This is a genomic window from Enterobacter sp. CM29, assembly GCF_013179605.1.
GTDB classification, from domain to species: Bacteria; Pseudomonadota; Gammaproteobacteria; order Enterobacterales; family Enterobacteriaceae; genus Enterobacter; species Enterobacter intestinihominis.
Map to the genome: position 1 here is coordinate 30,255 of NZ_JABMCU010000006.1, position 23,625 is coordinate 53,879.

A 23,625-nucleotide genomic window follows, 5' to 3' on the forward strand; every position below is an offset into this window, starting at 1 on the left:
TCAATGTGTTATGTGTTGGTGCTTCGAAATCGGTTTCTTGAATAATCAATGAAGCTGTAGACAATCTTGAATAAAAAATTTCTTTTTATGATTTTTACGCATTAAACAGCTTGCTTTGTCGCCAGCAACATGCGTTAATGGATTTCTGGTTTTGAATCCAAATAAATATCTGACGTAGTTTTATAAAGCAGTTCTCATCACGTTGTGCCTCTCCGCAGCCTCTCTTGGGTCTTTATCTACATTCCGATTAGTTTTGTATCGAACCAACTTTTGCCTGATCGGCTCATGAGTAATTTACGTTTTTACGTTTACAGGAGAATCCTATGACTTCTTATATCCATTTCCGCTGCCCATGCTGTCATGGCTCGCAGTACCGCACCTCAGCTTTTGATGTGTCTGACAAAAATCCGTTCGGCGCAAAATGCATTTTCTGCAAATCGTCGATGATCACGCTCGACCACCTGGCCGCAGCGCGTTCTGCTCAGAATCACATTACTGAGTACCGCAAGTAATCTACCGCGTTTCCCATAACAGTTAGCAAATTTTTCTCTTTTTCTCCTGCTGATATACACTGTCAGCAATAAGGAGAATCTGATGAAAAAATACCAGCGTCTGGCGCAACAAATTATCTCGCAGATTGAGCTTGGCGTATGGTTGCCGGGCGATAAGCTGCCTTCTCTGCGAGAGCAGGTGGCAAGCAGCGGCATGAGTTTCATGACCGTGGGCCACGCGTATCAGATGCTGGAAAGTCAGGGGCGCATTGTTGCCAGACCGCAGTCAGGCTATTACGTTGCCGCCCGTCCGACCACACACCAGCCAGCACCGCCCGCGCAGGTGATGCGCGATGAAGTAGTTGACATCAACACCTATATCTTCGACGTGCTACAGGCCAGCCGCGACCCCTCCGTTGTCCCTTTTGCCTCGGCATTTCCCGATCCGCGCCTATTCCCGCTTCAGCAACTCAACCGCTCGCTGGCTAATGTCAGTAAAACTGCCACGGCCATGAGCGTGATTGAAAACCTGCCGCCGGGTAACGTCGACTTACGTCATGCCATTGCCCGTCGCTACGCTCAGCAGGGGATGAATATCTCCCCGGACGAAATTGTGATCACCGCGGGCGCGCTCGAAGCACTCAACCTTAGTTTGCAGGCTGTCACTGAACCAGGTGACTGGGTTATCGTTGAAAACCCCTGTTTTTATGGCGCACTCCAGGCACTTGAACGTCTGAAACTGAAAGCGCTGTCGGTTGCTACTGACGTGCGTGAGGGCATCGATCTCAGTGCCCTTGAGCAGGCGTTAAATGATTATCCGGTGAAAGCCTGCTGGCTGATGACCAACAGTCAGAACCCGCTCGGCTTCACGCTGAGTGCAGAGAAGAAAGCTCAGCTGGTGGCCTTATTAACCCGGCATAACGTCACGCTGATTGAAGACGATGTTTACAGCGAACTCTACTTTGACCGCGAAAAGCCGCTTCCGGCAAAGGCCTGGGATAAGCAGGATATGACGTTGCACTGCTCCTCATTCTCTAAGTGTCTGGTGGCCGGTTTCCGTATTGGCTGGGTGGCGGCGGGAAAACATGCGCGCCGTATTCAGCAGTTGCAGCTGATGAGTACGTTATCCACCAGCTCCCCCATGCAGCTGGCGCTGGTGGATTACCTGGCGACCAAACGTTACGACGCCCACCTTCGTCGCCTGCGGCGCACGCTTGCTGAACGCAAACAGCAGGCCTGGCAATCGCTTTTGCGCCATATGCCTGCTGGCGTCAAAATCCATCATAACGACAGCGGCTACTTTTTATGGCTGGAACTGCCTGAAGAGCTGGATGCGGGGCAGTTGAGTGAAAAGGCATTAACTCATCAAATCAGCATTGCGCCCGGCAAAATGTTTTCCACCTCCAATATCTGGACACCGTTTTTCCGTTTCAATACCTCATGGGGATGGGGTGAGCGGGAGGAGCAGGCGGTCGTCCAGCTGGCGGCGTTAATTCGCGTAATGATGCTGCCCCCAGTCACATCTTGATGAAAATTCCTGAAGCGACATGACGCGCGGTCTACCTTTAGTAAGGGAGTGTGGATTGGTAACGTGACGTTGTCACGCATCGACCCGCCAGAACGTGTGCTGACAGCGAAAACAATGTCGATTTCAACAGGACGATACTATGCAAAATCAACTGCTGATTAATGGTGAACTGGTGACCGGCGAGGGTGAGAAGCAGGCGGTTTACAATCCTGCCACGGGTGAAGTATTGCTGGAGATTGCTGAAGCGTCGGCTGCACAGGTGGACGCTGCCGTCCAGGCTGCCGATCGCGCGTTCACTGAGTGGGGGCAAACGACGCCCAAAACGCGCGCCGAAAGTTTGTTGAAACTGGCTGATGTGATAGAAGCCAACGCTGACGCGTTCGCACAACTGGAGTCGCTAAATTGCGGGAAACCGCTGCACTGTGTCCAGGGAGATGAGATCCCGGCCGTGGTCGATGTGTTTCGCTTCTTTGCCGGGGCCGCCCGCTGCCTGAATGGGCTGGCTGCTGGAGAATACCTCGAAGGACATACCTCGATGATCCGCCGCGACCCGGTTGGCGTTGTCGCCTCTATCGCGCCCTGGAACTATCCTCTGATGATGGCGGCGTGGAAGCTGGCGCCCGCGCTGGCGGCGGGAAACTGTGTCGTCATCAAGCCGTCTGAAATCACCCCGTTGACGGCGCTGAAGCTGGCGGAACTGGCGAAAGATATCTTCCCTCCAGGCGTGCTCAACGTGCTGTTTGGTCGCGGCAAAACCGTAGGAGATCCGCTGACCGGTCACGAAAAAGTCCGTATGGTTTCTCTCACCGGCTCTATTGCTACCGGAGAACATATTATCGGGCATACCGCATCTTCAGTTAAACGTACCCATATGGAATTGGGCGGAAAAGCCCCGGTCATTGTCTTTGACGATGCAGATTTGGATGCCGTGGTTGAAGGCGTGCGTACGTTTGGTTTCTACAATGCTGGTCAGGATTGTACCGCAGCCTGTCGTATCTATGCCCAGAAGGGGATTTACTCCGCGCTGGTCGAAAAGCTGGGCGCAGCTGTTACCAGCCTGAAAATGGGCGCGCCGGACGATGCTTCAACCGAGCTGGGCCCGCTCAGCTCCGCAGCGCATCTTTCCCGCGTTTGTGCTGCCGTGGATGAAGCCAAAGCCCTTGGACATATCCGCGTCGTCACCGGTGGCAGTAAAAGAGAGGGGGCAGGATATTACTTCCAGCCAACGCTGCTGGCCGGGGCGAAGCAGGAAGATGCGATCGTCCAGCGAGAAGTGTTTGGCCCGGTGGTCAGCGTGACGGAATTTGAGGATGAAGCGCAGGTGCTGAGCTGGGCTAACGATTCGCAATACGGCCTGGCCTCGTCCGTCTGGACAAAAGACGTCGGACGCGCCCATCGCCTCAGCGCACGGTTGCAGTATGGCTGCACCTGGGTCAATACCCATTTTATGCTGGTGAGCGAAATGCCGCACGGCGGGATGAAGTTATCCGGTTACGGCAAAGATATGTCGGTCTACGGACTTGAGGATTACACGGTAGTCCGACATGTGATGATCAAACACTAAACCCTCATGCCCGGCGCAGTGCCGGGCGATTCAGCTTACCAGCCACATACCTCGTGTTCATTTTCCGTATCGTAGGCGCGAACGGTATTCACCAGATCCTTCACGACATCTGCCGCGACGTCCGGGATCAACAGCTCCATTGGCGCTTCTGTTTCATAATCCACCGACACGCCGTTGCTGTTATTGGTGACGGTCACGGTATAGGTAGCCTTACCCATTATTTACTCCTTATGCGTGTTGACCACTTTACCGATACCCGCACCGCTGAGCGTGACGGCAGGATCCGCGAAAAAGTCGATATTAAAATACGTGTCGTCGGTCAGTAGCTCAATGCGGTGCCATTTTTGCGGTGGCGAGATGCCAAAAGAACCGGCCTCAATGATCACTTCCAGATCGGGTTCGGTGGCATCGCCATCGGCAAAGCCAAAGTAACGCACCGCACCCTGCATGACGGACAACCGACCGTACACGCCGGCTTTGGTGTTGTGATGGGTAAAAAGCGCTTTTGGGGCGCTCTCTTTATTCCAGAACGGCGTCGAGCGGGTATGAACAAAGTTTTCAGGAATACGTAACATAATAGTTTCCTTCATGTTGTCGGACGCTTAAAGGGACTTAAGCACCTCAGGTTCAACAAAGAATTCAATATTGAACAAGGTATCGTCGGTCATCACCTCAATGTGGTGCCATCTCTCTGGCGGGAAAACACCAAAACGACCCGCTTCAATGACGAGCTCGCTGTCAGGCTCAGGTGTAAATTCATCAGCATAGCCCAGATAACGCACCGCGCCGCGCATCACCGACAGGCGAGGGTAAACGCCCGGCTGCGTGCCCGTATCAAGGTGACGTTTAAAAATGCCGGCGGGGGCCGTTTCTTTGTTCCAGAAAGGCGTGGAACGGGTGTGAATGCAACTCTGCGGAATGCGTAGCATGTTTCCTCCCTTAAAAGCCTGCTTTTATTAGACTGCTTTCTGCAGGGATCGATTTACCAAAAAGTGCATTATATATGCATCTTATCAATAATAACCGTTTTGCTTTACCCGGCGTTGTTACACAAGGTACTCAGTTGTTATTATCATTAATAATTAAGTGGTTATTGTGTAACGAAAAAACTTGATCTGTGTCAACATATGACGCATATTGCGTGCGGTTATTTTTCGGCTCAGGTAAACAGAATGACGTTGTATCAAAAGATGTTGGTGTTCTACGCAATCATGGCCTCCATCTGCGCATTAATCACCTGGTTCCTGTCTAAAGATCGTAAACGTATTCGCCTGTTGAGCGCATTCCTGGTGGGCTCCACCTGGCCGATGAGCTTTCCTGTTGCCCTGTTAATCTCTCTTTTCTGAAGCACGCTTCAAGAATCGGCATCCAGACATAGCATTCCATACATTGAGGCTGTATAAATATACAGTCCGTCATACATGGAGTGCTTATGAACAGTTTCTATTCACAGCAAGCAGGCTGCACGGTGCGCTGGCAGGATCTTCCCGGTTTCGGTGACCCGGTTGTGTTTATCCACGGGTTGGGCTGTGCATCGTCGTATGAATATCCCCGTATTGTCTGTGATACCCGTTTCGGGGGGCGCAGAGCCATTCTGATCGATCTCCCCGGTAGCGGTTACAGTGACAAACCTGACAACTACCGTTATCGCACAAGTGAACAGGCGCAGGTGGTGGTTGAACTGTTAGACCATCTCGGCCTGGATAGTCTTTGGCTCTATGGTCATAGCATGGGGGGGAGTATCGCTATCGAAACGGCAACGCTGCTAAAGTCACGCGTTAAAGGCCTGATAGTGTCTGAACCCAATTTTCATGCGGGTGGCGGGATGTTCAGCCGGGCAATTGCGGCCCAAACGGAACAACATTTTCTGGAACAGGGCTATGATGACATGCTGCGGGCGGAAACGTCGGCGTGGTCTGGAAGCCTTCAAAGCAATGCCCCCTGGGCCGTCTGGCGCGGCGCAACGAGCCTGGTCAAGGGCGTTAAACCCGACTGGGAACACCTGTTTTTGTCATTGAGCTGCCCGGTCACGTTAGTTTTTGGTGAGTGGTCCCTGCCTGATGAAGATTTTAATCGCCTGCAACAAAAAGGCGTTGCTGTAAAAATTATCCCTGATGCGGGCCATTCAATGTCCTGGGAAAACCCGTCAGCGTTGGCTCAGGCTTTGTCTGGCTTCATAAACGGATCATGAAGGGGTAGCCCGCATTGCTGCGGGTTGCAATGATTAAGACAGCAAGGCAGACAAGGCTTTCCGCGCAGCAGGCTTAATGTCATACGGGCACTGATAATCCACATTCTCAATCGCGCGGGTGTAGAGCGCAACCAGCCAGTCATAAACATAGGCTGTCGCCGCATGAACAGGCTGCTCGCCAAGTCGGGTAAGACGGGGTGAAGCATTGCTCACAACTGGTGTCACAAAAATTGGCTGACCTTTGCGGATCCGGCTTGCAGGCCGTTCAGAAACGGGCGTCAGTTCATAGCCAAGCCAGCTAATGAAATTGCCTGTCGCGGCATGCAGCTGCGCAGCACTGCTTTTATCTTTTTCTGCAATGCGTTGCAGTTGCAGCGGCAGATCCAGCCGGTAGCTGGTAACGATCAGCACATCCGCAATTTGCTGCAATACCTCTGGGTCCAGGCCCAGACGGGTGGCGGCCGCGTCGTTGCGACTCCACTGACGAAGATGGTTAACCCATACGTTATGGGCCAGTCGCGCCTTGTCTTTGGTCTGCAACGCGCCTGGATATTCCGGCGTCTCTTCCGCAAACAGATCGATAACGTCGTTAAACAGGCCGTTGACCTTTTCCTCACGGGGCTGGTGAACCGTCAGCAGCGTCTCAAACGCGTTTAACGGCGGCAGAAGCCCCTCAAGCAGTTCTCCATGACGAGCGGCGCTGCCTTGCAGCGTTCGGACCATTTTTTCGGCCTCTGCCCGCCCTGCGCCTGGCTCCTGAGTGAGTGGGGCTACGTATGCGCGCATCAGCGTGGTCAGAGACTGTTGCAACAGCCTTTTCAGCGCGTGGAGACGCTTCTGGCGCTGTGCTGGAAGGGTAGCCTGCGACAGCCATTCAATTACCCGCTGCATGCTGTGGGTATCGAGCGCCTGGAGCGTGCCCCAGCGCAGACCCGGCTGGCCCAGCAACTGTTGCACCGCTTCGTCCAGATTCTGCTTTGTGGTAAACCGCGCATCGTGAGGGGTAATGGCCCAGACCAGGCCCGGCAACGCGGACTCTTCCACCGGCTGCGTCTCTTTGACCCAGTTTTGCAGGAGCCTGGCCGTTTTTGCCGTCTGCTGGTGGTGGGCCGTCGCATTGCAGATAACCAGGACATCCGGCTGTATGTGCTGACGATAATGCTCCAGCAACCACAGGCATTTTGCCTGCGTCATCAGCGGCGTGTTTTCCTCAGAAATGGCCGGAATATCAATAATATCTACGTTATCCAGAACGCAGTTTTCAACGGGCAGCACCACTTCGCGGGTCAGACAGGCCAGCACATCGACGGGCAGGCTAATGGCATTAAGTAACTCGCCGTTATTTACCGGATGAAGCAATGTTTCCTGCGCTTCCGGCACGGTAAAGGCCCCGTGAGTAAGGAAACCTTCACACGGCAGACCAAAACTGTCCACCAGCAGACTCAACGGCGCCGCAAGCGCGCTGGCATGGCTGGTTTGATGCAGCACCTGGGCGAGTTTAAGCCACTGCTGGGTTAACTCCTGCTGCTCACCCCACAGCAGAGACCAGACGCTGGCGCGGGTGCTGAGATCAAGCGACGGAACCAGCAGGGCAAACTGGTGCCACAGGGCATCATCAATATGCTGCTTAGCGCCGGGTACTACGGTTTGCCAGAACCGGGCAACGGTCGCGACTTCCTGCGCCGTTATTCCCGGCACGCTGTGCGGCTGACGCAGCGTACGCCACTTCTCAAGCCGGGCTTCAATCACCGATTTATCCACCGCGCGGATCTGCGGATCCAACGTGGTGCGGGCGATAAACAGCTGTACCAGCTCGGCCTCCGTTACCAGGCTCAGGCGCAGGGGAAACGCGTCGTCTGCGACCTCGCGGGACGCTCTGGTGAAACGCACGGCCATGTTGGTCGGCGCATGCCCGGGGTTAATATGCGAGAAGTAATCAAACGTGCGTTGACCCGGCGTAACGTTCAGCCGTTCGTCGCCGCTGCCGCACAGGGAGGCCAGCAGATGCGCTTTCGCGGCCTGCGAGTGGCCGTATAAGCCGATGCTGCCCTGGCAGACAAGGGCACGTTCGAGGGCCTCTTCACGCGCGCGCGCGGCGTTAAGGCGGGCAAGCAGGGCGTCGGCTTCGTTATCCAGCATCGGGGCGTGCTGTCGCGTCTCGTTGATCCACCCGATTAAGGCCTGAGTGGTGGCAGTCGTCGCAGTCATTTGAGGTATACGCTCCCGCTGTCGATCCAGTAGTGGCTGCCGCTGTGTCGGCGATCGGCCAGAGTATTCAGTTTAAATGTCAGGGCGTCCGGCGGCACTGGCGTGCCGTCCTGTAGCCAGGCATCACTCAGCTCGAAAGATTCCGGGCCTTCCTGCTTAGTGCCGCCACGCAGCTTCAGGCGCACGTTCAGTACGCCGTCGCCCGCAATGGCTTTCGCCAGCTCGGCTGAGTTGATGCTCAGGGTATAGAGCGGCGTCGCGGGCCAGCGGGCATTGGCCAACTGCCGGAAACCGAGCGTAACGTTGCCGCGCAGCGGGAAGTGCAGACGGGCGTCCAGTTTCGCGCCGGGTTTATCGAGGTCGATATCGTGATACCAGACGTTCTCGTCCCGCAGGGTATTGATCGTGTTATCCAGCACGCCCAGATAGCGCACCGTAGAGTACGCGCCGATATCCGCTGCTTTAAAGTTAAAGCGCGGCAGACGAAGATCCAGCGCCAGGCTACAGAGCATCGCTCCCACCGCAGCGGTGGATTTCGGGTTGCCGATCCGTCCCTGCTGGCTGAACGGATACCATTCATGAACCTGGTATTTATCCAGCCAGACGATGCGGTTGACGGGCACCGGTTGCAGGTGGCGAATCAAGGCCTGAACGCCTGGCAGACAGCCTGGCCGTCCCGTGATCAGCAGAATATCGCAGCTGTAGTGAGAGATCGCCTCACATACCGCATGCAGCGGGGCGGCAAGCGTGAACTGACCCGCCAGCATCGCGTCCTGCATCTCGCGGAAACTGACGTGCAGCGGGACGCTGAACAGATCAAAGTGTTCTGAGCCGGCAGGCAACGCATGGTCGATCGCCTGCCGGAGATAGTTCATCACGTTGCGGGTCGGTTTTTGCGCAAGCAGATCGCCAAAGGTGGCATGCAGCCCGGCCAGCGGATCGTCAACATCGCTCGATTCCCACGCCGCCAGGATCGCGTGGCCGATCGGCATAAAGAGCTGAAGTGCCGTCTGCTGGCGCAGGACCGCCTGGGTATCGATCCGCCCGGAGTCGCCGAACAGGGATGCCATCAGCTGGGAGGCATCGGCAATGCCGGATTTCTGAAGCTGGGTTTGCAGGGCGGGCAGAACGTAGCGCTGGATCACGTCCAGCAGTGTGTCGTCGCCAGCGACCTTGAACCCTTCGCGGAACAGCAGTTGCGGGGTGATTTTGACGTTATTACCGGTACCATCGTCTAGCTGATAGTGTGTGATGGCCATATCCGTCGTGCCGCCGCCGATATCAATCGAGGCCACGCGCAGAGCGCGCCCCGGCTGGACGCCAGGCTCAGGCGCGCGATCCGGACGGGCAAGGGAGGCGAAAAAGGCCTCGGTCTGGCCACCGAAGTGGGAAATGGCTTCGTTATACAGCCACACCAGCTGGCCGCAGCTGGCCTCGTCCCATTCCATCTGGATCTCAGGGACCGGCACCACGCTTTTTTCCTGCTGCTTGCGGCTGGCAAAATCTTCATCCTGCGGATGCCAGCCCATCGCTTTCCAGACGATGGCGATGGCTTCGAACATGCGGCGGCGGAAAATCTCGCGCTCCTGTTTCGGCATCGCCGAAGGCAGGGTGAGGATCAGCGTTCGCAGCTGGCGGGGAGAGGCCGGGAAGCCGAGCCGCAAGCGGGTGGCTACGCTGTTAATCTGGCCAAGCGCCTGAGCCAGCAGCTCGCAGAGCATGTGCGTCATCAGGGTGCTGCGGCTGTACTGCGGCGAGAACACCGGCAGGCGCTCATCCTGCGGCAGCGTAAAGAGCGGTTCCCCGTCGTCGTTCATCAGGTTCATCAGCGGAAACGCGGTTGCCAGCGGTTCGCGCTGAGTTTTGCTGTTCATCTGGCTAAAGCGCCAGTCCTGCACCACCGGCGTCTCGTCCCACAGATAGCGACGCGGGCTGGAGATACCGCTGTTGCCTTCCGTGCCCAGACGCTGCATCGCCAGCTTACGCGCTTCATCACCCACGCGGACAATGGATGGCCAGACGAACGCATCCTCCCGGCCGCTTTCCACCGAGAAGTGCTGCTTGCCAAAACGCGCTTCGGAAAATTCAAGACGGCTGGTAAAAAGCGGCTCATTCAGGAACTGCGGCTCACTCAGGGAACGCACCTGGAGTTCAGCTGTCTGGCGCAGGCCGTCGTTGGCATCACCATGATCTTCAATAATCACGCCGCAGGTGTGGGTGTTGCCTACGTCAAGGATCAGATCGACAGGAATAGCAGGGGTGCTCAGGGTATGGGTGACAAACTTCACTTCCGGCACGGTGAGTTGTTCACCGAGCATGGAGAGCAGGTTGAGCCAGTGCGCCTGATATTCAAAGCTGCGCATGGCCTGATGCAGCTCGCGCTCGGCGCGTTTTTCAACCCCGTCAGCATATTGTGTGAAGGCTTCACGCAGCCAGCCGTCAATCCAGGTCTGGTCGAGGAAACTCTCAACCTCACTGTCGCGCCAGGCGAGGGCGAAACGCGTGCCGTTAAGAATGTCGTTTTCAACCGGCGACAGGGCAGACGTCGCATGCTCCGCAATCTGGCTGTCGAGCGCGACGGTGACCCGGTGCGTATTGCCTGCCGCGTCGGGCGTGGACAGCTTCCGTACCTGGACGCGCGCCCAGTTATCCGGGCCATCAACAAACGTCCGCGGCGGGTTAAAGCGCAGGAAAGGGAGCGGCAGCCAGACACCGTCCAGCACGGTCAGGGAGTCATGCAGTGGAATGGTGCTTTCAGGCTTGACCACTTCCGGCTTCCCGCCATCGGTGGCAGGCAGCGTGTACCGGCCGTTGACCAGGTCAAAATCCAGGCGCAGCAGCGGGCCATTTGCCGTTTTACGCACGAAACGCCCGTTGCTGGCGGTGTCCTGCGGAGTCAGGCCAAAATCGAGAAACTGTACGCCGCTGTTAGCAATCAGCGTCACGCTCTGTTTATAGTCGCAAAGATTAACCAGCATAGGATCAGACACCTGCTTTCTTGAACGTCAGAGGAACGACGGTGTTGGCATCGTAACGTGCGGTGCATTCCGCCACGTCGCTGGCACCTGCCTTACAGGTCACTTCCGGCATCGGATAGCGTGAACCGTCGGTGCAACGAGCGTTTCCGCGCGTTTTGATCAACAGCTCACCGTTGCTGTGTAATCCGGAAAAGACGTCTACCCGGCAGACAATGTTGTCGCCATGCACGACCCGGGCGAAACCTTTATTGTTCTGGATCTGGTAGCGCAGAGACGGCGGTTTGCCGGTGAGCGGATCCTGCACATCGAGAAACGCGCGCCAGGTGCCGTTCAGGAAGCGCGTTAACCCCGCTTTGACCTGGTTTGCCTCCATCACCATCGCATCTTTCGGGATAGCGGTAATGACCACCGGTTCGGCTGCCGGGGCAGGCGTCTTCACCTTCGGCTCTACCACTTCTGCCTGGTGCAGCGGGAGTTTCAGCTCAAGCGGCTCAACCGTCTTCACGGGGGCCGGAGCAATGGCGACAGGTGCTGGCGCTGGTGAGGTAACTGGTGCTGCGGTCGGGGCCTGTTTTGGCCAGAGCAGCGGCGTGGCAATGGCTGCAATAATGACGGCGGCAACCGGCAGCAACCACAGGGGGGAGCGACGTTTTTTCTGCACCACCGATGGTGCGGGCTCTGACGGCACGGTGTTCATGCACACCGGCTCTGGCGTATACAGCTCATCTTCGGTGATACGGACGGTAGCCACAGGCGTGATAAGCGGCGCGTCGGCCTGCTCGAAGGTCACCACCGGGGCCGGTTCTGGCTCAGGTTCAGGTTCGTTAATCATCACGGGTTCAGGTTCAGGGACCAACGATTCGCGCAGGCAGTCCAGCACGTCGTCGCGCGCGTTTTCGTTAAGATTGACGAAACCCCAGAAGCAGATCACCGGTTTGCCATCCACCAGGAAAACAAAGTTTTCACCGGGAAACTGGAAAGCTTTAGAGAGCAGAGATCCAAACAGTTGCTGCGCCGTTTTCGGTGACTGAAGGCATTTTTTACTCACCGACTCCATGCTGGCGAGCGTGTTTTCCAGATAGCGCAGGGCGCGAAAACGATCGTCTTCATCCGCCGCCTTCCAGCTGGAGACGGTTCCCTCAACCGGGGAGTACCAGTCAACGCGATCGCCGCCGTCATTGACCTGAGGAATGGCCAGGCAATCGACGATAGCCTGCTGTTTGCGCAACCGAAGCGCTTCGCGGATTTGCAGCGCTGATTCAAAAACGGCCTGTCCGCCGCCGCCAACGGCCTGAAAATCATCCAGATTACCGCTGCGTAAAAGTGTTTTTGCCACGATTTGGTCCTGTAGACTTCTTCACGCCATTACTTTAACGAAACAGGTAAGCAAGCAAACGGCGGAGGAGACGACAAAAGGGACGATTTCTTGCGGCATTGATCGTAACGGTTGTGCTTGACGAATAATGGACCTTAAGGCAAATCGGTTTCTGCGGGCTGATGCTAAAACCAGCGAAATGTACGGCTTTAGAATAACCTGATAGTGATTCGTTATTTGTCAGGCCAAAACGTCTGTGCTGTTATTACTGTTCACTATAATAAAACCGAAAGGGTAATAATTATGTTTACAGGGAAAACCGTGCTCGCCCTCGCGCTGAGCGCGCTGCTACCGGCAAGCGCCGCATGGGCGGCAAACAAAGACACCATTATCTACTGCTCCGAGGCGTCGCCGGAGTCGTTTAACCCGCAGATCGCCAGCTCTGGCCCCTCGTTTGTCGCCAGCTCGCAAACGCTGTATAACCGTCTGATTAACTTCGACCCGGTAAAAAACACGCCGGTGCCTTCTCTTGCGGAGTCGTGGACCATTTCGCCAGACGGCAAAACATACACGTTTACCCTGCGTAAAGGGGTGAAATTCAACAGCAATAAATACTTCAAACCGACCCGTGATTTTAACGCTGATGACGTTATTTTCTCCGTTATGCGTCAGAAAGACCCTAAGCATCCCTATCACAATGTTTCCCAGGGTAATTACGAATACTTTAATGACGTGGGCCTCGACAAGCTCATTCAGGATGTGAAAAAGATCGACGATTATCACGTTCAGTTCACGCTGAGCGAACCCAACGCGGCTTTCCTGGCCGACTGGGGAATGGACTTCGCCTCGATCCTCTCTGCCGAGTACGCGGACGCGATGCTGAAAAAGGGCACGCCTGAAAATGTGGACACCTGGCCAATCGGCACCGGGCCGTATGTGCTTCAGCAGTACAAGGTGGATTCGCTTATCCGCTACGTCGCCAACCCGAACTACTGGGAGGGAGAGGTGCCGACCAAACACCTGATCTTCTCCATCACGCCAAACGTTGAGACGCGTCTGGCGAAGCTGCAAACGAACGAGTGTCAGATCATTCCTGCGCCGTCGCCGGTGCAGTTTGAAGCGATCAAGAAAAACAAAGACCTGACGCTGCACTCGGTGGATGCGCTGAATGTGGGGTACCTGGCGTTCAACACAGAGAAAAAACCGTTTGATAACGTGCTGGTGCGCCAGGCTCTGAATTACGCGACGGACAAAAAGGCCATTGTGAACGCGGTCTTTATGGGGTCTGGTACGGTCGCTAAATCGCCGATCCCGCCGAACATGCTCGGCTTTAACAAAGATCTGAAGGATTACGGCTACGATCCGGAAAAAGCAAAAGCGCTGCTGAAGCAGGCGGGTCTGGAGAAAGGCGCGGAAGTGACCCTCTGGTCCATGCCGGTTCAGCGTCCGTACAACCCGAACTCCCGACGCATTGCAGAGATGATCCAGGCTGACTGGGCGAAAGTGGGCGTGAAGGCGAAAATCGTCTCATATGAGTGGGGGGAATATCTCTCCGGCATGCGCAAAGGCGAGCATGATTCCGCGCTGTTCGGCTGGATGTCTGATAACGGCGATCCGGACAACTTCGCCGATGTGCTACTGGGTTGTAACAGCATCAAAACCGGATCTAACGCCGCGCGCTGGTGTGATAAGGGGTATGATGAGCTGGTGCAAAAGGCCAAACTGACCAGCAACCCGGACGAACGTGCGAAGCTGTATGGCCAGGCACAGGAGATTTTCTACCAGCAGGCACCGTGGATTGCGTTAGCTAACGGCAAAACGTTCTACGCGACCCGCAGCAATGTGACCGGGTACAGCGTAAGCCTGATGGGCAGCGATTTCTCGAAAGCGAAGCTGAACTGATCGTATTTTGCCGGGTGGCGGCTATGCCTTACCCGGCCTACGGGTGTCATATGTAGGCCCGGTAAGCGTAGCGCCACCGGGCATGTGAAAAGGAGTGACAATGTCACATTTAAATGATGTTATCGCCCGCGTCGATGCCACCATCGAAGAGAGCGTAATTACTCACATGAACGAACTGCTAATCGAATTAAGCGATGATGCAGAGCTCAGCCGTGAAGATCGCTATAGCCAGCAGCAGCGCCTGCGTACCGCGATTGCGCATCATGGCAAGCAGCATAAAGAAGAGGCGGAGGCGCGCCATGCCCACCTTACGCAGGGCGGGACTATTCTGTAAGGGTTAAAACTGGCGCCGTGCCACCAGCCAGGCGCCGACCACCAGCATCACTGCGCCGCAGACCGGGCCAACCAGCGCGCGCAGGGGAACGCCGTTGCTCTTGAGGATGTCCATCACCAGACCGCCAATCAGCTGGCTTGCCACCAGGACGGCAATGGTCGTTGCCGCGCCCACATTTTGATAGCCGCTAATACTGGCAAAGACAAAAAAAGACCCCAGCAGGCCGGGGATCAACGTCCACCAGCGCACCGTTGACGCCAGTTCGTTAAACCCCGCCAGGCCATTTTTCACCAGCAAAATGCTGACAAACAGCACAATCCCCACCAGCGAGTTCAGCAGCATGGCGATAAGAATGGTGGAGGAAGATTGCGTAATGCGCACCATCAGGGTGTTTTGCACTACCAGCCCAATCCCGGCGGCTACCAGAAACGCTAACGTCAACGATTGATTCATGGCAGAGCATCCGGATCGCTGCGCTCATCAAGCTGGAGCTGCATAAAGGTTAAATCCAGCCAGCGACCGAATTTGGTTCCCACCTGCGGCATATTGCCGGTGGTAATAAAGCCAAGGGTTTCGTGCAGATGAATTGACGCCTGGTTCTGCGCCTCAATACCGGCAACCATCACGTGTTTACCGATCTGGCGGGCTTCCTTGATTAACTCCGTCATCAGCAGCCGGCCAATGCCTTTGCCCTGATGTTCGGGATGAACGTACACCGAGTGCTCCACCGTGTGGCGAAATCCGTCGAACGCTCTCCAGTCGCCAAATGAGGCGTATCCCGTCACCACTCCGTCTTCTTCACTGACCAGCACTGGATAACCCGACAGAGTACGCGCCTCAAACCATGCAATACGGTTATCGGTGTCGACAGTTTTATCATTCCAGATGGCGGCAGTGTGCAGCACCGCATGGTTATAAATTTCACCGATAGCGGCACAATCTTCTTTGCAGGCATGACGAACAATCATGGGTAACCTCTGGCTGTGGTGTTCACTATAGTAGTACGATTTACTCACAATATTACACAGTTCTTATATTGCATCGCTACGACAAAATCCCTATTTTTTTGTCACAAAACTGCCCCGAAAAACCATCCGTACACTATAGTATGACGTCATGAATACAATGACAGACAATATGAATCAACGCATTAGCGCCCGCATACGCCTTGAACGCGAGTCGCGGGGCTGGTCATTAAGCGAACTGGCCGAACGGGCAGGTATCTCACGCGCCATGATCCATAAGATTGAACGGGGTGACAGTAGCCCAACGGCGACGCTGCTTGCGCGGTTATCCGGTGCCTTCGGTATTAGCATGTCTACGCTTATTGCGCGCGCGGAAATGCAGGAGGGCAAACTGTTACGTCTGGCGAATCAGCCCGTCTGGCGCGATCCGCAAACCCACTATTTGCGTCGCCATGTGTCGCCGCGCAGCGATATGCCTATCGACCTCGTCCAGGTGGAGCTACCCGCAGGTAGCGATGTGCCGATGCCCGCCTCCTCTTATGCGCTGGCACGACAGCTGATTTGGTTGCAGGCAGGTGAACTGGTCTTTCTGGAGGGGGATACTCGCCATGAAATGAAGGCCGGAGATTGTCTGGAACTCGGGCCGCCGAACGACTGCCGGTTTATCAACGAAACGGATGAATCGTGCCTTTATCTGGTCGTGCGGCTTAATCAGTCCGGCTCATAATGCACAGGCGATCCGCAGGATAACGTGCCAGACTTGAATGACATTTTCAGCAGTAAGGAGCGATGAATGAGTCAATCTACTACGCAAAACCGACGCTGGGTGCTGGCTTCCCGTCCACACGGCGCGCCGGTTGCCGATAATTTCCGCCTGGAAGAGCAGCCGATCCCCGCGCCCGCAGAGGGGCAGGTGTTATTACGCACCGTATGGCTCTCGCTTGATCCGTACATGCGAGGCCGTATGAGCGATGCGCCATCCTATTCACCTCCGGTCGAGATTGGCGCGGTGATGGTGGGCGGCACGGTAAGCCGCGTCGAGACCTCCCGTCATCCGGATTATAAAGAGGGTGAATGGGTTCTGGGTTACAGCGGCTGGCAGGAGTATGAACTATCCGACGGGCAGGGGCTGGTGAAGTTGGGTGAAAACCCGTCGCATCCTTCATGGGCACTCGGCGTGCTAGGGATGCCGGGCTTCACCGCGTATATGGGGCTGCTCGATATCGGCCAGCCTCAGGCAGGGGAAACCCTTGTCGTGGCGGCGGCCACGGGGCCGGTCGGCGCAACGGTGGGGCAGATCGGTAAAATCAAAGGATGCCGGGTCATCGGCGTGGCTGGCGGGGAGGAGAAATGCCGTCATGCGGTCGACGTGCTCGGTTTCGATGCCTGTCTGGATCACCATGCGGATGATTTTGACGAACAACTGGCTAAAGCCTGCCCGCAGGGCATTGATGTGTATTACGAAAACGTCGGCGGTAAAGTCTTTGACGCCGTGCTGCCGCTCTTGAATACCTCCGCGCGCGTGCCGGTTTGCGGACTGGTCAGCGGCTACAATGCGACCAATCTGCCGGAGGGTCCGGACCGCTTACCGCTACTGATGGGGACCATCCTGAAAAAACGCATCCGTATGCAGGGTTTTATTATCGCGCAGGACTATGGTCATCGTATTGACGAGTTCCAGCAGGAAATGGGCCGCTGGGTGCAGGAAGGCAAAATTCACTATCGCGAGCAGGTTACGGAAGGGCTGGACGCGGCGCCGGACGCCCTGATTGGCCTGCTTGAGGGGAAAAACTTCGGCAAGGTTGTGATCCGCGTGGCGGCCGACTAAACAGAGCATCGGTTATGGCGGGCAGTGTCCGCCATAATTATTTGTGAAGATACGATATATTGTCTTTAATTAATCCATAAGCTTTGCGCGCCTCGGCCCAGCTGAGCCAGAAGTGAAAAATGCAATATTATTTGAACGATTTTAATATTACGCGCGCCCCTCATAACAGGCATGACGATACAGGATATATCTAACCGGCGATGTTTTTTTAAACAGACGCTGAAAATGGCATTTTGTTTGGCTACGGGAATTAAACATGCTTGATTTGGAACATATGGAAAAAGCACAAAGAATCAGTCTGACTTTGCAAGTAGAGAACAGTTTAAAGGGAGCATTAATTACGGGCTCATTAAAACCTGGGGCTCGACTCGTTACAAAAGAGATTGCGGATAAATTGGGCACCAGTATCACACCGGTGCGCGAAGCCCTGCTGCGCCTGGTGTCGGCGGGGGCATTACAGGCCACGCCAGCGCAGGCGTTTTTGGTGCCAGAAGTGACGCTGGAACGCTATAACGAAATTAACGCCATCAGAAAGCAGCTTGAACCGATGGCCGTTGCGGCGGCGTGCCAGAATATGACCGAGACCAAACTGGATGCGTTACGCGCGCTGTCAGATAACTTCAGTGCCGCCATGCATCAGGGCGATGTACAGAAAGCGATCCATGCCAACCGCGTGTTCCGGTTCACGCTCTATCAGTATGCCGAGATGCCGACCCTTCACTCGCTGATTGAGCAGCTCTGGGTACGGATTGGTCCGTGCATTCACTATCTGCATGAAGAGTTAAGCGAGGTTCCCGCAGCGACCTATCATTATGACGATCTGCTTTCTGCGCTTGAGCAAAGGGATGTGACGGCCAGCCGGGAAGCGATCGACAAAGCCATTGATGAAGCCAATATTCTTCTGCAACGGCAATACTACAGTTAAGGATCCCTCTGGCGCACTTATTTGTTTATTTGTATCAAACGTCCTTGATTATATTCCCGGCGCATCAGGCAACCGGGAATGATGTTATTTTGCTTATTTTTTTACCGGCAACGTGCGCTGCCGGAGAATGGTTTACTCAAAACGATAAGAGACCGACAGGCCCACGCCATAGTTACGACCAGGGGCAGGTTCGTAATAGCGGTTGTAGCCAGCGTTAACAATCTCTGAACCGGCGTACTCTTTATCGAACAGGTTATCGACGCGACCAAAGACGTCCATTCCCCATTTGCCGTAGTTGAGTTTATAGCCGGTATTCAGGCCCACAACGGTATAAGAGGGCGCTTTAGCGGTGTTGGTATCGTTGGCCATGACATCGCTCATGTAGCGGGCATCTGCCCCCGCGTACCAGCCTTCCTCAGGCTCCCAGCCAAACGACGCATAACCCATGTTACGGGCGATCCCCGGCATCCGGTTGCCGCTACAGTCTGCATTGCTACAGACGTTGGTGCGGTAGGTGGCATCAAGATAGGTCCACGCCATCTTCAGCTTCCAGTTCTCGGCAAACTGCTGGTCGAGCGCAATTTCCACACCCTGACGGCGCGTTTTTCCCGCGTTTTTATAAGTCGTGCGACCATCCTTGCTTTCGTCCACCACGATCTCGTTGTCGGTATCCGTGCGGAACAGCGCCGCCGTCAGGATGCCATTGCCGATGCGGGTTTTGCTGCCAATCTCATAGGTGTTGTTGGTGGACGGTTGCAGGTTCATATTGAGGCCACCTTTGCCATCAGAACGGTAGGAAAGTTCGTTGATGGTCGGCGTCTCAAATCCCCGTCCTGCCGCGGCATACAGGTTCCATGCGTCGGTCACGGCGTATTTCACCGCACCTGCCGGGAGCCATTTGTGGTAGCTGGCGTCGCCGCTGTCATCACCGTTTTGCGGGGTAATGTAACGATCGTTGGAGTCAAACCAGACGGAGCTATAACGTACGCCCGCCTCTAAGGACAGTTTTTGCGTTAGCTGCCACTGGGTTTGCAGGTAGGGATCCAGGTTCCACATCAGATTGCGTTCGTCACGGCGTTTATTACCCTTCACGCCATAATCTGGCACGCCGTTGCCCATCACGAAGTTCTCATACCCGCGACGATTTTCGCTCATGTTTTCGTAGTTCAACCCGGTGGTAAATGTCACCGGAACCAGCAGTTCGCCGCGGTGGGTCCAGCGCGTATCAATACCCTGATAGTGACGCTGCATATCAATCACACCGCCCGAATGCGCAGGATTCTCGCGCTGAGTGGACGCCGGAATGGACTGGTACTGAGTCATTTCACGCTCACCGGCATACATCATCACGCTGAGGTCGTCCTGTTCGCTCAGCTGACGGTCGTAGCGGATCCCGGCCTGGGTCTGCTTAATGGTCTTACGCGTGTTGTACTGATCGCCACGTGGTGACTGGCGCGGGTTGTTCTGCCACTCCTGATAGCTCAGTCCGCCCGGATCGTTGGCTTTCATGTCCACGCTGTTAAAAATCAGCGTCAGCTTGCTGACATCATTAATGCGCACGCCCAGTTTCGCGTTGGCGAGGTTTTTGCGCGCGCCGCTGTGGTCGCGATAGCCATGGGTGGTAAAACGGGTAGTGGATACGGCGTAATCCACATCGCCCGCCTGAGTACCATCACCCACCGCCCCGGTGGCCTTCATACCGTAACGCCAGGTGCCGTAGCTGCCGTAATAGCTGCTGGCTTCAATGGTGGCTGGCTGTTGTCCGGTCTGGGTGTTGATGTTGATCACGCCGCCGGAGGCATTACCGTACAGGGCAGAGAAGGGGCCGCGCAGCACGTCGACGCTCTCTATGCTGTTGAGGTCAATGTTTGATGTCTGCCCCTGGCCATCGGGCATGGTTGCCGGAATGCCGTCCACGTACATGCGGATCCCGCGTACGCCGAAGGTTGAGCGCGCGCCGAATCCACGAACGGAAAGTTGCAGATCCTGAGCATAGTTCTGGCGGTTCTGGATTTGCAGGCCAGGTACGCTCCCAAGGGATTCAGAAAGGTTGATGCGCGGTGTGGCATGTCGCATATCCTCGCCGCTCACCACGCTGACTGCGGCCGGGGTGTCCAGTTCTGAGACGGTTTGCGGCGTGGCGCTGACGATCAGGGTCTGTTCATCCGCGGCCATCGCACTCAGCGGGCCAAAAATGACGGGAACGAACAACAGGGGTAGTGAGGCCTTATGGGCAGTAATAATTTTCATGGAGTAAGCCGGTTAAGAAAAAATTCGAACCAAATCAACTGGAACCTGTGTATATATGTTAAATCCTTTGTAAATGTTATGAAAACTATAACCGCACATTTCGTGAATGTAAGGTTTTGCAGGAAAGAAATACTCCACATTCAACTCATTAATGATTACTATTCTCATTAAAATAACGGCAAAGCGATGACTTTGCCCGCCGGAAGCGATGTCAGCGGTAAATCTCCTCATTTAAAAAGGAATTGTTATGTCTTTACGTCATCTGTGCTCGCCGCGCCTGCGTGGGTCTCTGCTGTTGGGCTCTTTACTGTTTGCCGGTACGTTCCAGGTTCATGCCGCTGAAGAGATGCTGCGCAAAGCGGTCGGCAAGGGCGCGTATGAAATGGCCGTCAGCCAGCAGGAAAACGCGCTGTGGGTTGCGACGTCACAAAGCCGCAAAACCGATAAGGGCGGCGTGGTCTATCGTCTGGATCCGGTCACGCTGGAAGTGACGCAGGCGATTCATAACGATCTCAAGCCGTTTGGCGCCACGATCGATAACGCCACCCAGACGCTGTGGTTCGGTAACACCGTCAACAGCGCCGTGACGGCGATTGACGCCAAAACGAGCGAGGTGAAAGGGCGCCTGGTGCTGGACGATCGCAAACGTAGCGACACGGTGAAGCCGCTTCAGCCGCGCCAGCTGGTGGCCGATGACACGACCAATACGGTATACATTACCGGCATCGGCAAGGAGAGCGTGATCTGGGTTGTTGATGGCGCAACGCTGAAGCTGAAGGACACCATCACGAACACCGGCACGTTCAGCACCGGACTGGCGCTGGATGCGAAGGCAAAACGCCTGTATACCACCAATGCGGACGGTGAGCTGGTGACCATTGATACCGCGACCAACAAAATCCTCAGCCGTAAGAAAGTACAGGAAGACGGAAAAGAGCACTTCTACCTGAACCTGAGCCTGGACACTGCCGGCCAGCGTGCGTTTGTGACGGATTCAAAACAGCCTGAAGTGCTGGTGGTGAATTTGAAAGATGGCAGCGTAATGCAGAAAATCGCCGCGCCAGAATCGCTGGCCGTACTGTTTAACCCGGCGCGTAACGAAGCCTATGTGACGCACCGCGAGGCGGGCAAGGTGAGCGTGATTGACGCCAAAACTTACAAAGTGACCAAAACCTTCGATACGCCGGTTTACCCGAACAGCCTGGCGCTGTCTGCGGACGGTAAAACGCTGTACGTGACGGTGAAACAGAAGTCTACCCGTCAGCAGGAAGCCACTCAGCCTGACGATGTGATTCGTATCGCGCTTTAAGGTGGGAATTGCCCGGTGGCGCTGCGCTTACCGGGCCTGGAAAACCATGAAATGCAGGCCGGGTATGGCGTAGCCGCCACCCGGCTTTTTTATTAACGCGACGTCTCTTCCACCAGCGGACCATCCTGTTTGTCATCTCCAGGATGAACCGGGGCGGTACTGTGGATTTCATTCACGCGTTTACGCACGCCAAACCAGCCAGCAATCAACAGCACCGCCAGCAGCGGGATTGTGGCGATGGTGTAAGTACCGTTCGGGTAGTCGAAGGCCATCAGCACCAGCACACTCAACAAGAACAGCAGGGTAAGCCAGGAGGTCACCGGCGCGCCCGGCAGCTTGAAGCTGACGTCAGCCGCTTTCCCTTCTTTAATTGCTTTGCGCAGACGCATCTGACACACCACGATAAAGGCCCAGGAGGCGATGATGCCCAGCGCAGCGACGTTCAGCACGATCTCAAACACTTGAGACGGCACGAGATAGTTCAGGAACACGCCAAAGATATACACCACCAGCGTAGCCAGAATACCCGCGTAAGGCACCTGCTGCTTGCTCATCTTCGACATAAACTTCGGCGCAGAGCCCCCCATCGACATGGAGCGCAGGATACGGCCCGTCGAATAGAGCCCGGAGTTCAGGCTGGAGAGCGCGGCAGTCAGTACCACGATGTTCATGATGCTGCCCACGTACGGCACGCCCAGCTTAGAGAAGAAGGTCACAAACGGACTTTGCCCCGCCTGGTATGCATTCCACGGCAGCAGCAGTACCAGCAATACCACGGAGCCCACATAGAACAGACCGATACGCCAGATCACGCTGTTGATGGCTTTTGGCACCATCGTCTGCGGATCTTTACATTCACCTGCCGCCGTACCGACCAGTTCGATGGAGGCAAAGGCGAATACCACGCCCTGGACCAGAACCAGCGCTGGCAGCAGGCCGTGCGGGAAGAAACCACCGTTATCGGTAATCAGGTGGAAGCCGGTGGCGTTGCCGTCCAGCGGTTTACCGGTGCCGAGGAATACGGTCCCGACCACCAGGAAGATCACAATGGCCAGCACCTTCACCAGCGCGAACCAGAACTCCATCTCGGCGAACCATTTCACGCCGATCATGTTCATGGTCCCGACGATTGCCAGCGCCCCGAGGGCGAATACCCACTGCGGCACATCGCCAAACGCGCCCCAGTAGTGCATGTACAGCGCAACGGCGGTGATATCGACGATACCGGTCATTGCCCAGTTAACGAAGTACATCCAGCCCGCGACATACGCGGCCTTTTCACCGAGAAATTCACGGGCGTAAGAGACAAAGCTACCGCTGGAAGGGCGGTGGAGCACTAGCTCGCCGAGGGCGCGAAGAATGAAGAAAGAGAAGATACCGCACACCAGATAGACCAGGGCGAGAGCCGGGCCAGCCATTTGCAGACGTGCGCCTGCACCTAAAAAAAGACCTGTACCGATAGCGCCGCCGATGGCGATCATCTGCACCTGACGGTTGCCCATCGCCTTGTGATAGCCCTCTTCATGAGAGTTCAACCAGCGACGTTTAGCAGCATGATGATCGGCTGCGCTTTTATTGCTTGTTTTCATTGAGTTACCTGTTTGCCTGTCTGAACCATTAACGTGATAGTCCTGCCTGGCAGAAGCCGAAACAAACGATTGCTTCTGCGCAGACACATGCTGCCTTTCCAGTCATTCTGTGTATGGATAAGGCAAAACATGGCGAGGCATCCTACCCGCAATTGATAAGCGACGCAAAATATAACCGTGCCGAAAGTGATGCTCGTCGAAGGAAATCGTGTGGTCAGAGCAGACGGCGATCACAACGCGCTGAATCG

Annotated in this window: 21 protein-coding genes; 11 read left to right on the forward strand and 10 right to left on the reverse strand. The window is 55.5% G+C overall.

The window, feature by feature from the left end; translation table 11 throughout:
* The first annotated feature begins 323 nt into the window (after nucleotides 1–323).
* From HP459_RS01785 to patD, 3 genes are all read left to right on the forward strand, one after another.
* Entirely contained in the window at nucleotides 324–512 is a 189-nt protein-coding gene (locus tag HP459_RS01785) for a hypothetical protein (RefSeq protein WP_017693360.1), read from the forward strand.
* Nucleotides 513–594: 82 nt separating this feature from the next.
* Nucleotides 595–2,019, forward strand: coding sequence for a PLP-dependent aminotransferase family protein (locus HP459_RS01790; RefSeq protein ID WP_171935860.1), 1,425 nt, complete (start codon nucleotides 595–597; stop codon nucleotides 2,017–2,019).
* Nucleotides 2,020–2,158: 139 nt separating this feature from the next.
* Nucleotides 2,159–3,583 (forward strand): aminobutyraldehyde dehydrogenase, encoded by a 1,425-nt coding sequence (gene patD, locus HP459_RS01795; protein ID WP_171935861.1) that lies wholly within the window; start codon nucleotides 2,159–2,161, stop codon nucleotides 3,581–3,583.
* 35 nt (nucleotides 3,584–3,618) lie between these two features.
* Here patD and HP459_RS01800 read toward each other — a convergent pair whose 3' ends face one another.
* The 3 genes from HP459_RS01800 to HP459_RS01810 are packed head-to-tail and all read right to left on the reverse strand — an operon-like array spanning nucleotide 3,619 to nucleotide 4,512.
* A complete protein-coding gene (locus HP459_RS01800; RefSeq protein WP_003856955.1) occupies nucleotides 3,619–3,801 on the reverse strand; it encodes a DUF1869 domain-containing protein in 183 nt (60 codons plus the stop codon).
* A 3-nt stretch (nucleotides 3,802–3,804) separates the two neighbouring features.
* Nucleotides 3,805–4,158: a DUF1971 domain-containing protein gene (locus HP459_RS01805; RefSeq protein WP_022648250.1), complete on the reverse strand. Its 354-nt coding sequence runs from the start codon at nucleotides 4,156–4,158 to the stop codon at nucleotides 3,805–3,807.
* Between the two features lie 27 nt (nucleotides 4,159–4,185).
* A complete protein-coding gene (locus tag HP459_RS01810) occupies nucleotides 4,186–4,512 on the reverse strand; it encodes a DUF1971 domain-containing protein (RefSeq protein WP_022648249.1) in 327 nt (108 codons plus the stop codon).
* 243 nt (nucleotides 4,513–4,755) lie between these two features.
* Here HP459_RS01810 and HP459_RS01815 point away from each other — a divergent pair, with 243 nt between their 5' ends.
* Nucleotides 4,756–4,929 carry a GhoT/OrtT family toxin gene (locus tag HP459_RS01815; protein WP_003856960.1) on the forward strand — a complete coding sequence of 58 codons (174 nt, stop codon included), beginning with the start codon at nucleotides 4,756–4,758 and terminating at the stop codon, nucleotides 4,927–4,929.
* Nucleotides 4,930–5,015: 86 nt separating this feature from the next.
* Nucleotides 5,016–5,774 (forward strand): alpha/beta fold hydrolase, encoded by a 759-nt coding sequence (locus HP459_RS01820; protein ID WP_171935862.1) that lies wholly within the window; start codon nucleotides 5,016–5,018, stop codon nucleotides 5,772–5,774.
* Nucleotides 5,775–5,807: 33 nt separating this feature from the next.
* Here the strand turns inward: HP459_RS01820 and HP459_RS01825 are convergent, their stop codons facing one another.
* Genes HP459_RS01825 through HP459_RS01835 form a run of 3 tightly spaced genes read right to left on the reverse strand, consistent with a single transcriptional unit; the run spans nucleotide 5,808 to nucleotide 12,296 of the window.
* Nucleotides 5,808–7,982 (reverse strand): virulence factor SrfC family protein, encoded by a 2,175-nt coding sequence (locus HP459_RS01825; RefSeq protein ID WP_171935863.1) that lies wholly within the window; start codon nucleotides 7,980–7,982, stop codon nucleotides 5,808–5,810.
* Complete coding sequence (locus HP459_RS01830) at nucleotides 7,979–10,960, reverse strand: virulence factor SrfB (RefSeq protein WP_171935864.1); 2,982 nt, start codon at nucleotides 10,958–10,960, stop codon at nucleotides 7,979–7,981. The genes HP459_RS01825 and HP459_RS01830 overlap by 4 nt, the downstream gene beginning before the upstream one ends.
* A gap of 4 nt (nucleotides 10,961–10,964) precedes the next feature.
* Nucleotides 10,965–12,296 carry an SrfA family protein gene (locus tag HP459_RS01835; RefSeq protein WP_171935865.1) on the reverse strand — a complete coding sequence of 444 codons (1,332 nt, stop codon included), beginning with the start codon at nucleotides 12,294–12,296 and terminating at the stop codon, nucleotides 10,965–10,967.
* 282 nt (nucleotides 12,297–12,578) lie between these two features.
* Here HP459_RS01835 and HP459_RS01840 point away from each other — a divergent pair, with 282 nt between their 5' ends.
* Nucleotides 12,579–14,177 carry an ABC transporter substrate-binding protein gene (locus tag HP459_RS01840; RefSeq protein ID WP_023306283.1) on the forward strand — a complete coding sequence of 533 codons (1,599 nt, stop codon included), beginning with the start codon at nucleotides 12,579–12,581 and terminating at the stop codon, nucleotides 14,175–14,177.
* Between the two features lie 100 nt (nucleotides 14,178–14,277).
* Nucleotides 14,278–14,511, forward strand: coding sequence for a YdcY family protein (locus tag HP459_RS01845; protein ID WP_045308172.1), 234 nt, complete (start codon nucleotides 14,278–14,280; stop codon nucleotides 14,509–14,511).
* Between the two features lie 3 nt (nucleotides 14,512–14,514).
* Here the strand turns inward: HP459_RS01845 and HP459_RS01850 are convergent, their stop codons facing one another.
* Nucleotides 14,515–14,964, reverse strand: coding sequence for a DMT family transporter (locus HP459_RS01850; protein ID WP_022648242.1), 450 nt, complete (start codon nucleotides 14,962–14,964; stop codon nucleotides 14,515–14,517).
* Nucleotides 14,961–15,479 carry a GNAT family N-acetyltransferase gene (locus HP459_RS01855; protein ID WP_023306282.1) on the reverse strand — a complete coding sequence of 173 codons (519 nt, stop codon included), beginning with the start codon at nucleotides 15,477–15,479 and terminating at the stop codon, nucleotides 14,961–14,963. The genes HP459_RS01850 and HP459_RS01855 overlap by 4 nt, the downstream gene beginning before the upstream one ends.
* Nucleotides 15,480–15,627: 148 nt before the next feature.
* Between HP459_RS01855 and HP459_RS01860 the strand changes: the two genes are divergently transcribed.
* The 3 genes from HP459_RS01860 to HP459_RS01870 all read left to right on the forward strand — a co-directional run bounded on the left by HP459_RS01860 (nucleotide 15,628) and on the right by HP459_RS01870 (nucleotide 18,229).
* Entirely contained in the window at nucleotides 15,628–16,203 is a 576-nt protein-coding gene (locus tag HP459_RS01860) for a helix-turn-helix domain-containing protein (protein ID WP_017382277.1), read from the forward strand.
* 66 nt (nucleotides 16,204–16,269) lie between these two features.
* On the forward strand, nucleotides 16,270–17,304 hold the full coding sequence (locus HP459_RS01865) for an NADP-dependent oxidoreductase (protein WP_022648239.1): 1,035 nt from the start codon (nucleotides 16,270–16,272) through the stop codon (nucleotides 17,302–17,304).
* A 256-nt stretch (nucleotides 17,305–17,560) separates the two neighbouring features.
* Nucleotides 17,561–18,229 (forward strand): GntR family transcriptional regulator, encoded by a 669-nt coding sequence (locus HP459_RS01870; RefSeq protein ID WP_022648238.1) that lies wholly within the window; start codon nucleotides 17,561–17,563, stop codon nucleotides 18,227–18,229.
* 132 nt (nucleotides 18,230–18,361) lie between these two features.
* Here the strand turns inward: HP459_RS01870 and pqqU are convergent, their stop codons facing one another.
* Complete coding sequence (gene pqqU, locus HP459_RS01875; RefSeq protein ID WP_171935866.1) at nucleotides 18,362–20,479, reverse strand: TonB-dependent receptor PqqU; 2,118 nt, start codon at nucleotides 20,477–20,479, stop codon at nucleotides 18,362–18,364.
* A gap of 247 nt (nucleotides 20,480–20,726) precedes the next feature.
* Between pqqU and HP459_RS01880 the strand changes: the two genes are divergently transcribed.
* A complete protein-coding gene (locus HP459_RS01880) occupies nucleotides 20,727–21,788 on the forward strand; it encodes a YncE family protein (protein ID WP_022648236.1) in 1,062 nt (353 codons plus the stop codon).
* Nucleotides 21,789–21,880: 92 nt separating this feature from the next.
* On the opposite strand, the gene ansP is transcribed toward HP459_RS01880, so the two are convergent.
* The gene (gene ansP, locus HP459_RS01885) at nucleotides 21,881–23,377 is read right to left on the reverse strand and encodes an L-asparagine permease (RefSeq protein WP_022648235.1); all 1,497 of its coding nucleotides are present in this window, start codon (nucleotides 23,375–23,377) and stop codon (nucleotides 21,881–21,883) included.
* Nucleotides 23,378–23,625: the final 248 nt, after the last annotated feature.

Excerpts from the sequence above, each read along its gene's own strand:
- HP459_RS01785 (WP_017693360.1), top strand. The coding sequence starts at position 324 with ATGACTTCTTATATCCATTTCCGCTGCCCATGCTGTCATGGCTCGCAG.
- HP459_RS01790 (WP_171935860.1), top strand. The coding sequence starts at position 595 with ATGAAAAAATACCAGCGTCTGGCGCAACAAATTATCTCGCAGATTGAG.
- patD (WP_171935861.1), top strand. The coding sequence starts at position 2,159 with ATGCAAAATCAACTGCTGATTAATGGTGAACTGGTGACCGGCGAGGGT.
- HP459_RS01800 (WP_003856955.1), bottom strand. The coding sequence starts at position 3,801 with ATGGGTAAGGCTACCTATACCGTGACCGTCACCAATAACAGCAACGGC.
- HP459_RS01805 (WP_022648250.1), bottom strand. The coding sequence starts at position 4,158 with ATGTTACGTATTCCTGAAAACTTTGTTCATACCCGCTCGACGCCGTTC.
- HP459_RS01810 (WP_022648249.1), bottom strand. The coding sequence starts at position 4,512 with ATGCTACGCATTCCGCAGAGTTGCATTCACACCCGTTCCACGCCTTTC.
- HP459_RS01815 (WP_003856960.1), top strand. The coding sequence starts at position 4,756 with ATGACGTTGTATCAAAAGATGTTGGTGTTCTACGCAATCATGGCCTCC.
- HP459_RS01820 (WP_171935862.1), top strand. The coding sequence starts at position 5,016 with ATGAACAGTTTCTATTCACAGCAAGCAGGCTGCACGGTGCGCTGGCAG.
- HP459_RS01825 (WP_171935863.1), bottom strand. The coding sequence starts at position 7,982 with ATGACTGCGACGACTGCCACCACTCAGGCCTTAATCGGGTGGATCAAC.
- HP459_RS01830 (WP_171935864.1), bottom strand. The coding sequence starts at position 10,960 with ATGCTGGTTAATCTTTGCGACTATAAACAGAGCGTGACGCTGATTGCT.
- HP459_RS01840 (WP_023306283.1), top strand. The coding sequence starts at position 12,579 with ATGTTTACAGGGAAAACCGTGCTCGCCCTCGCGCTGAGCGCGCTGCTA.
- HP459_RS01845 (WP_045308172.1), top strand. The coding sequence starts at position 14,278 with ATGTCACATTTAAATGATGTTATCGCCCGCGTCGATGCCACCATCGAA.
- HP459_RS01850 (WP_022648242.1), bottom strand. The coding sequence starts at position 14,964 with ATGAATCAATCGTTGACGTTAGCGTTTCTGGTAGCCGCCGGGATTGGG.
- HP459_RS01855 (WP_023306282.1), bottom strand. The coding sequence starts at position 15,479 with ATGATTGTTCGTCATGCCTGCAAAGAAGATTGTGCCGCTATCGGTGAA.
- HP459_RS01860 (WP_017382277.1), top strand. The coding sequence starts at position 15,628 with ATGAATACAATGACAGACAATATGAATCAACGCATTAGCGCCCGCATA.
- HP459_RS01865 (WP_022648239.1), top strand. The coding sequence starts at position 16,270 with ATGAGTCAATCTACTACGCAAAACCGACGCTGGGTGCTGGCTTCCCGT.
- HP459_RS01870 (WP_022648238.1), top strand. The coding sequence starts at position 17,561 with ATGCTTGATTTGGAACATATGGAAAAAGCACAAAGAATCAGTCTGACT.
- pqqU (WP_171935866.1), bottom strand. The coding sequence starts at position 20,479 with ATGAAAATTATTACTGCCCATAAGGCCTCACTACCCCTGTTGTTCGTT.
- HP459_RS01880 (WP_022648236.1), top strand. The coding sequence starts at position 20,727 with ATGTCTTTACGTCATCTGTGCTCGCCGCGCCTGCGTGGGTCTCTGCTG.
- ansP (WP_022648235.1), bottom strand. The coding sequence starts at position 23,377 with ATGAAAACAAGCAATAAAAGCGCAGCCGATCATCATGCTGCTAAACGT.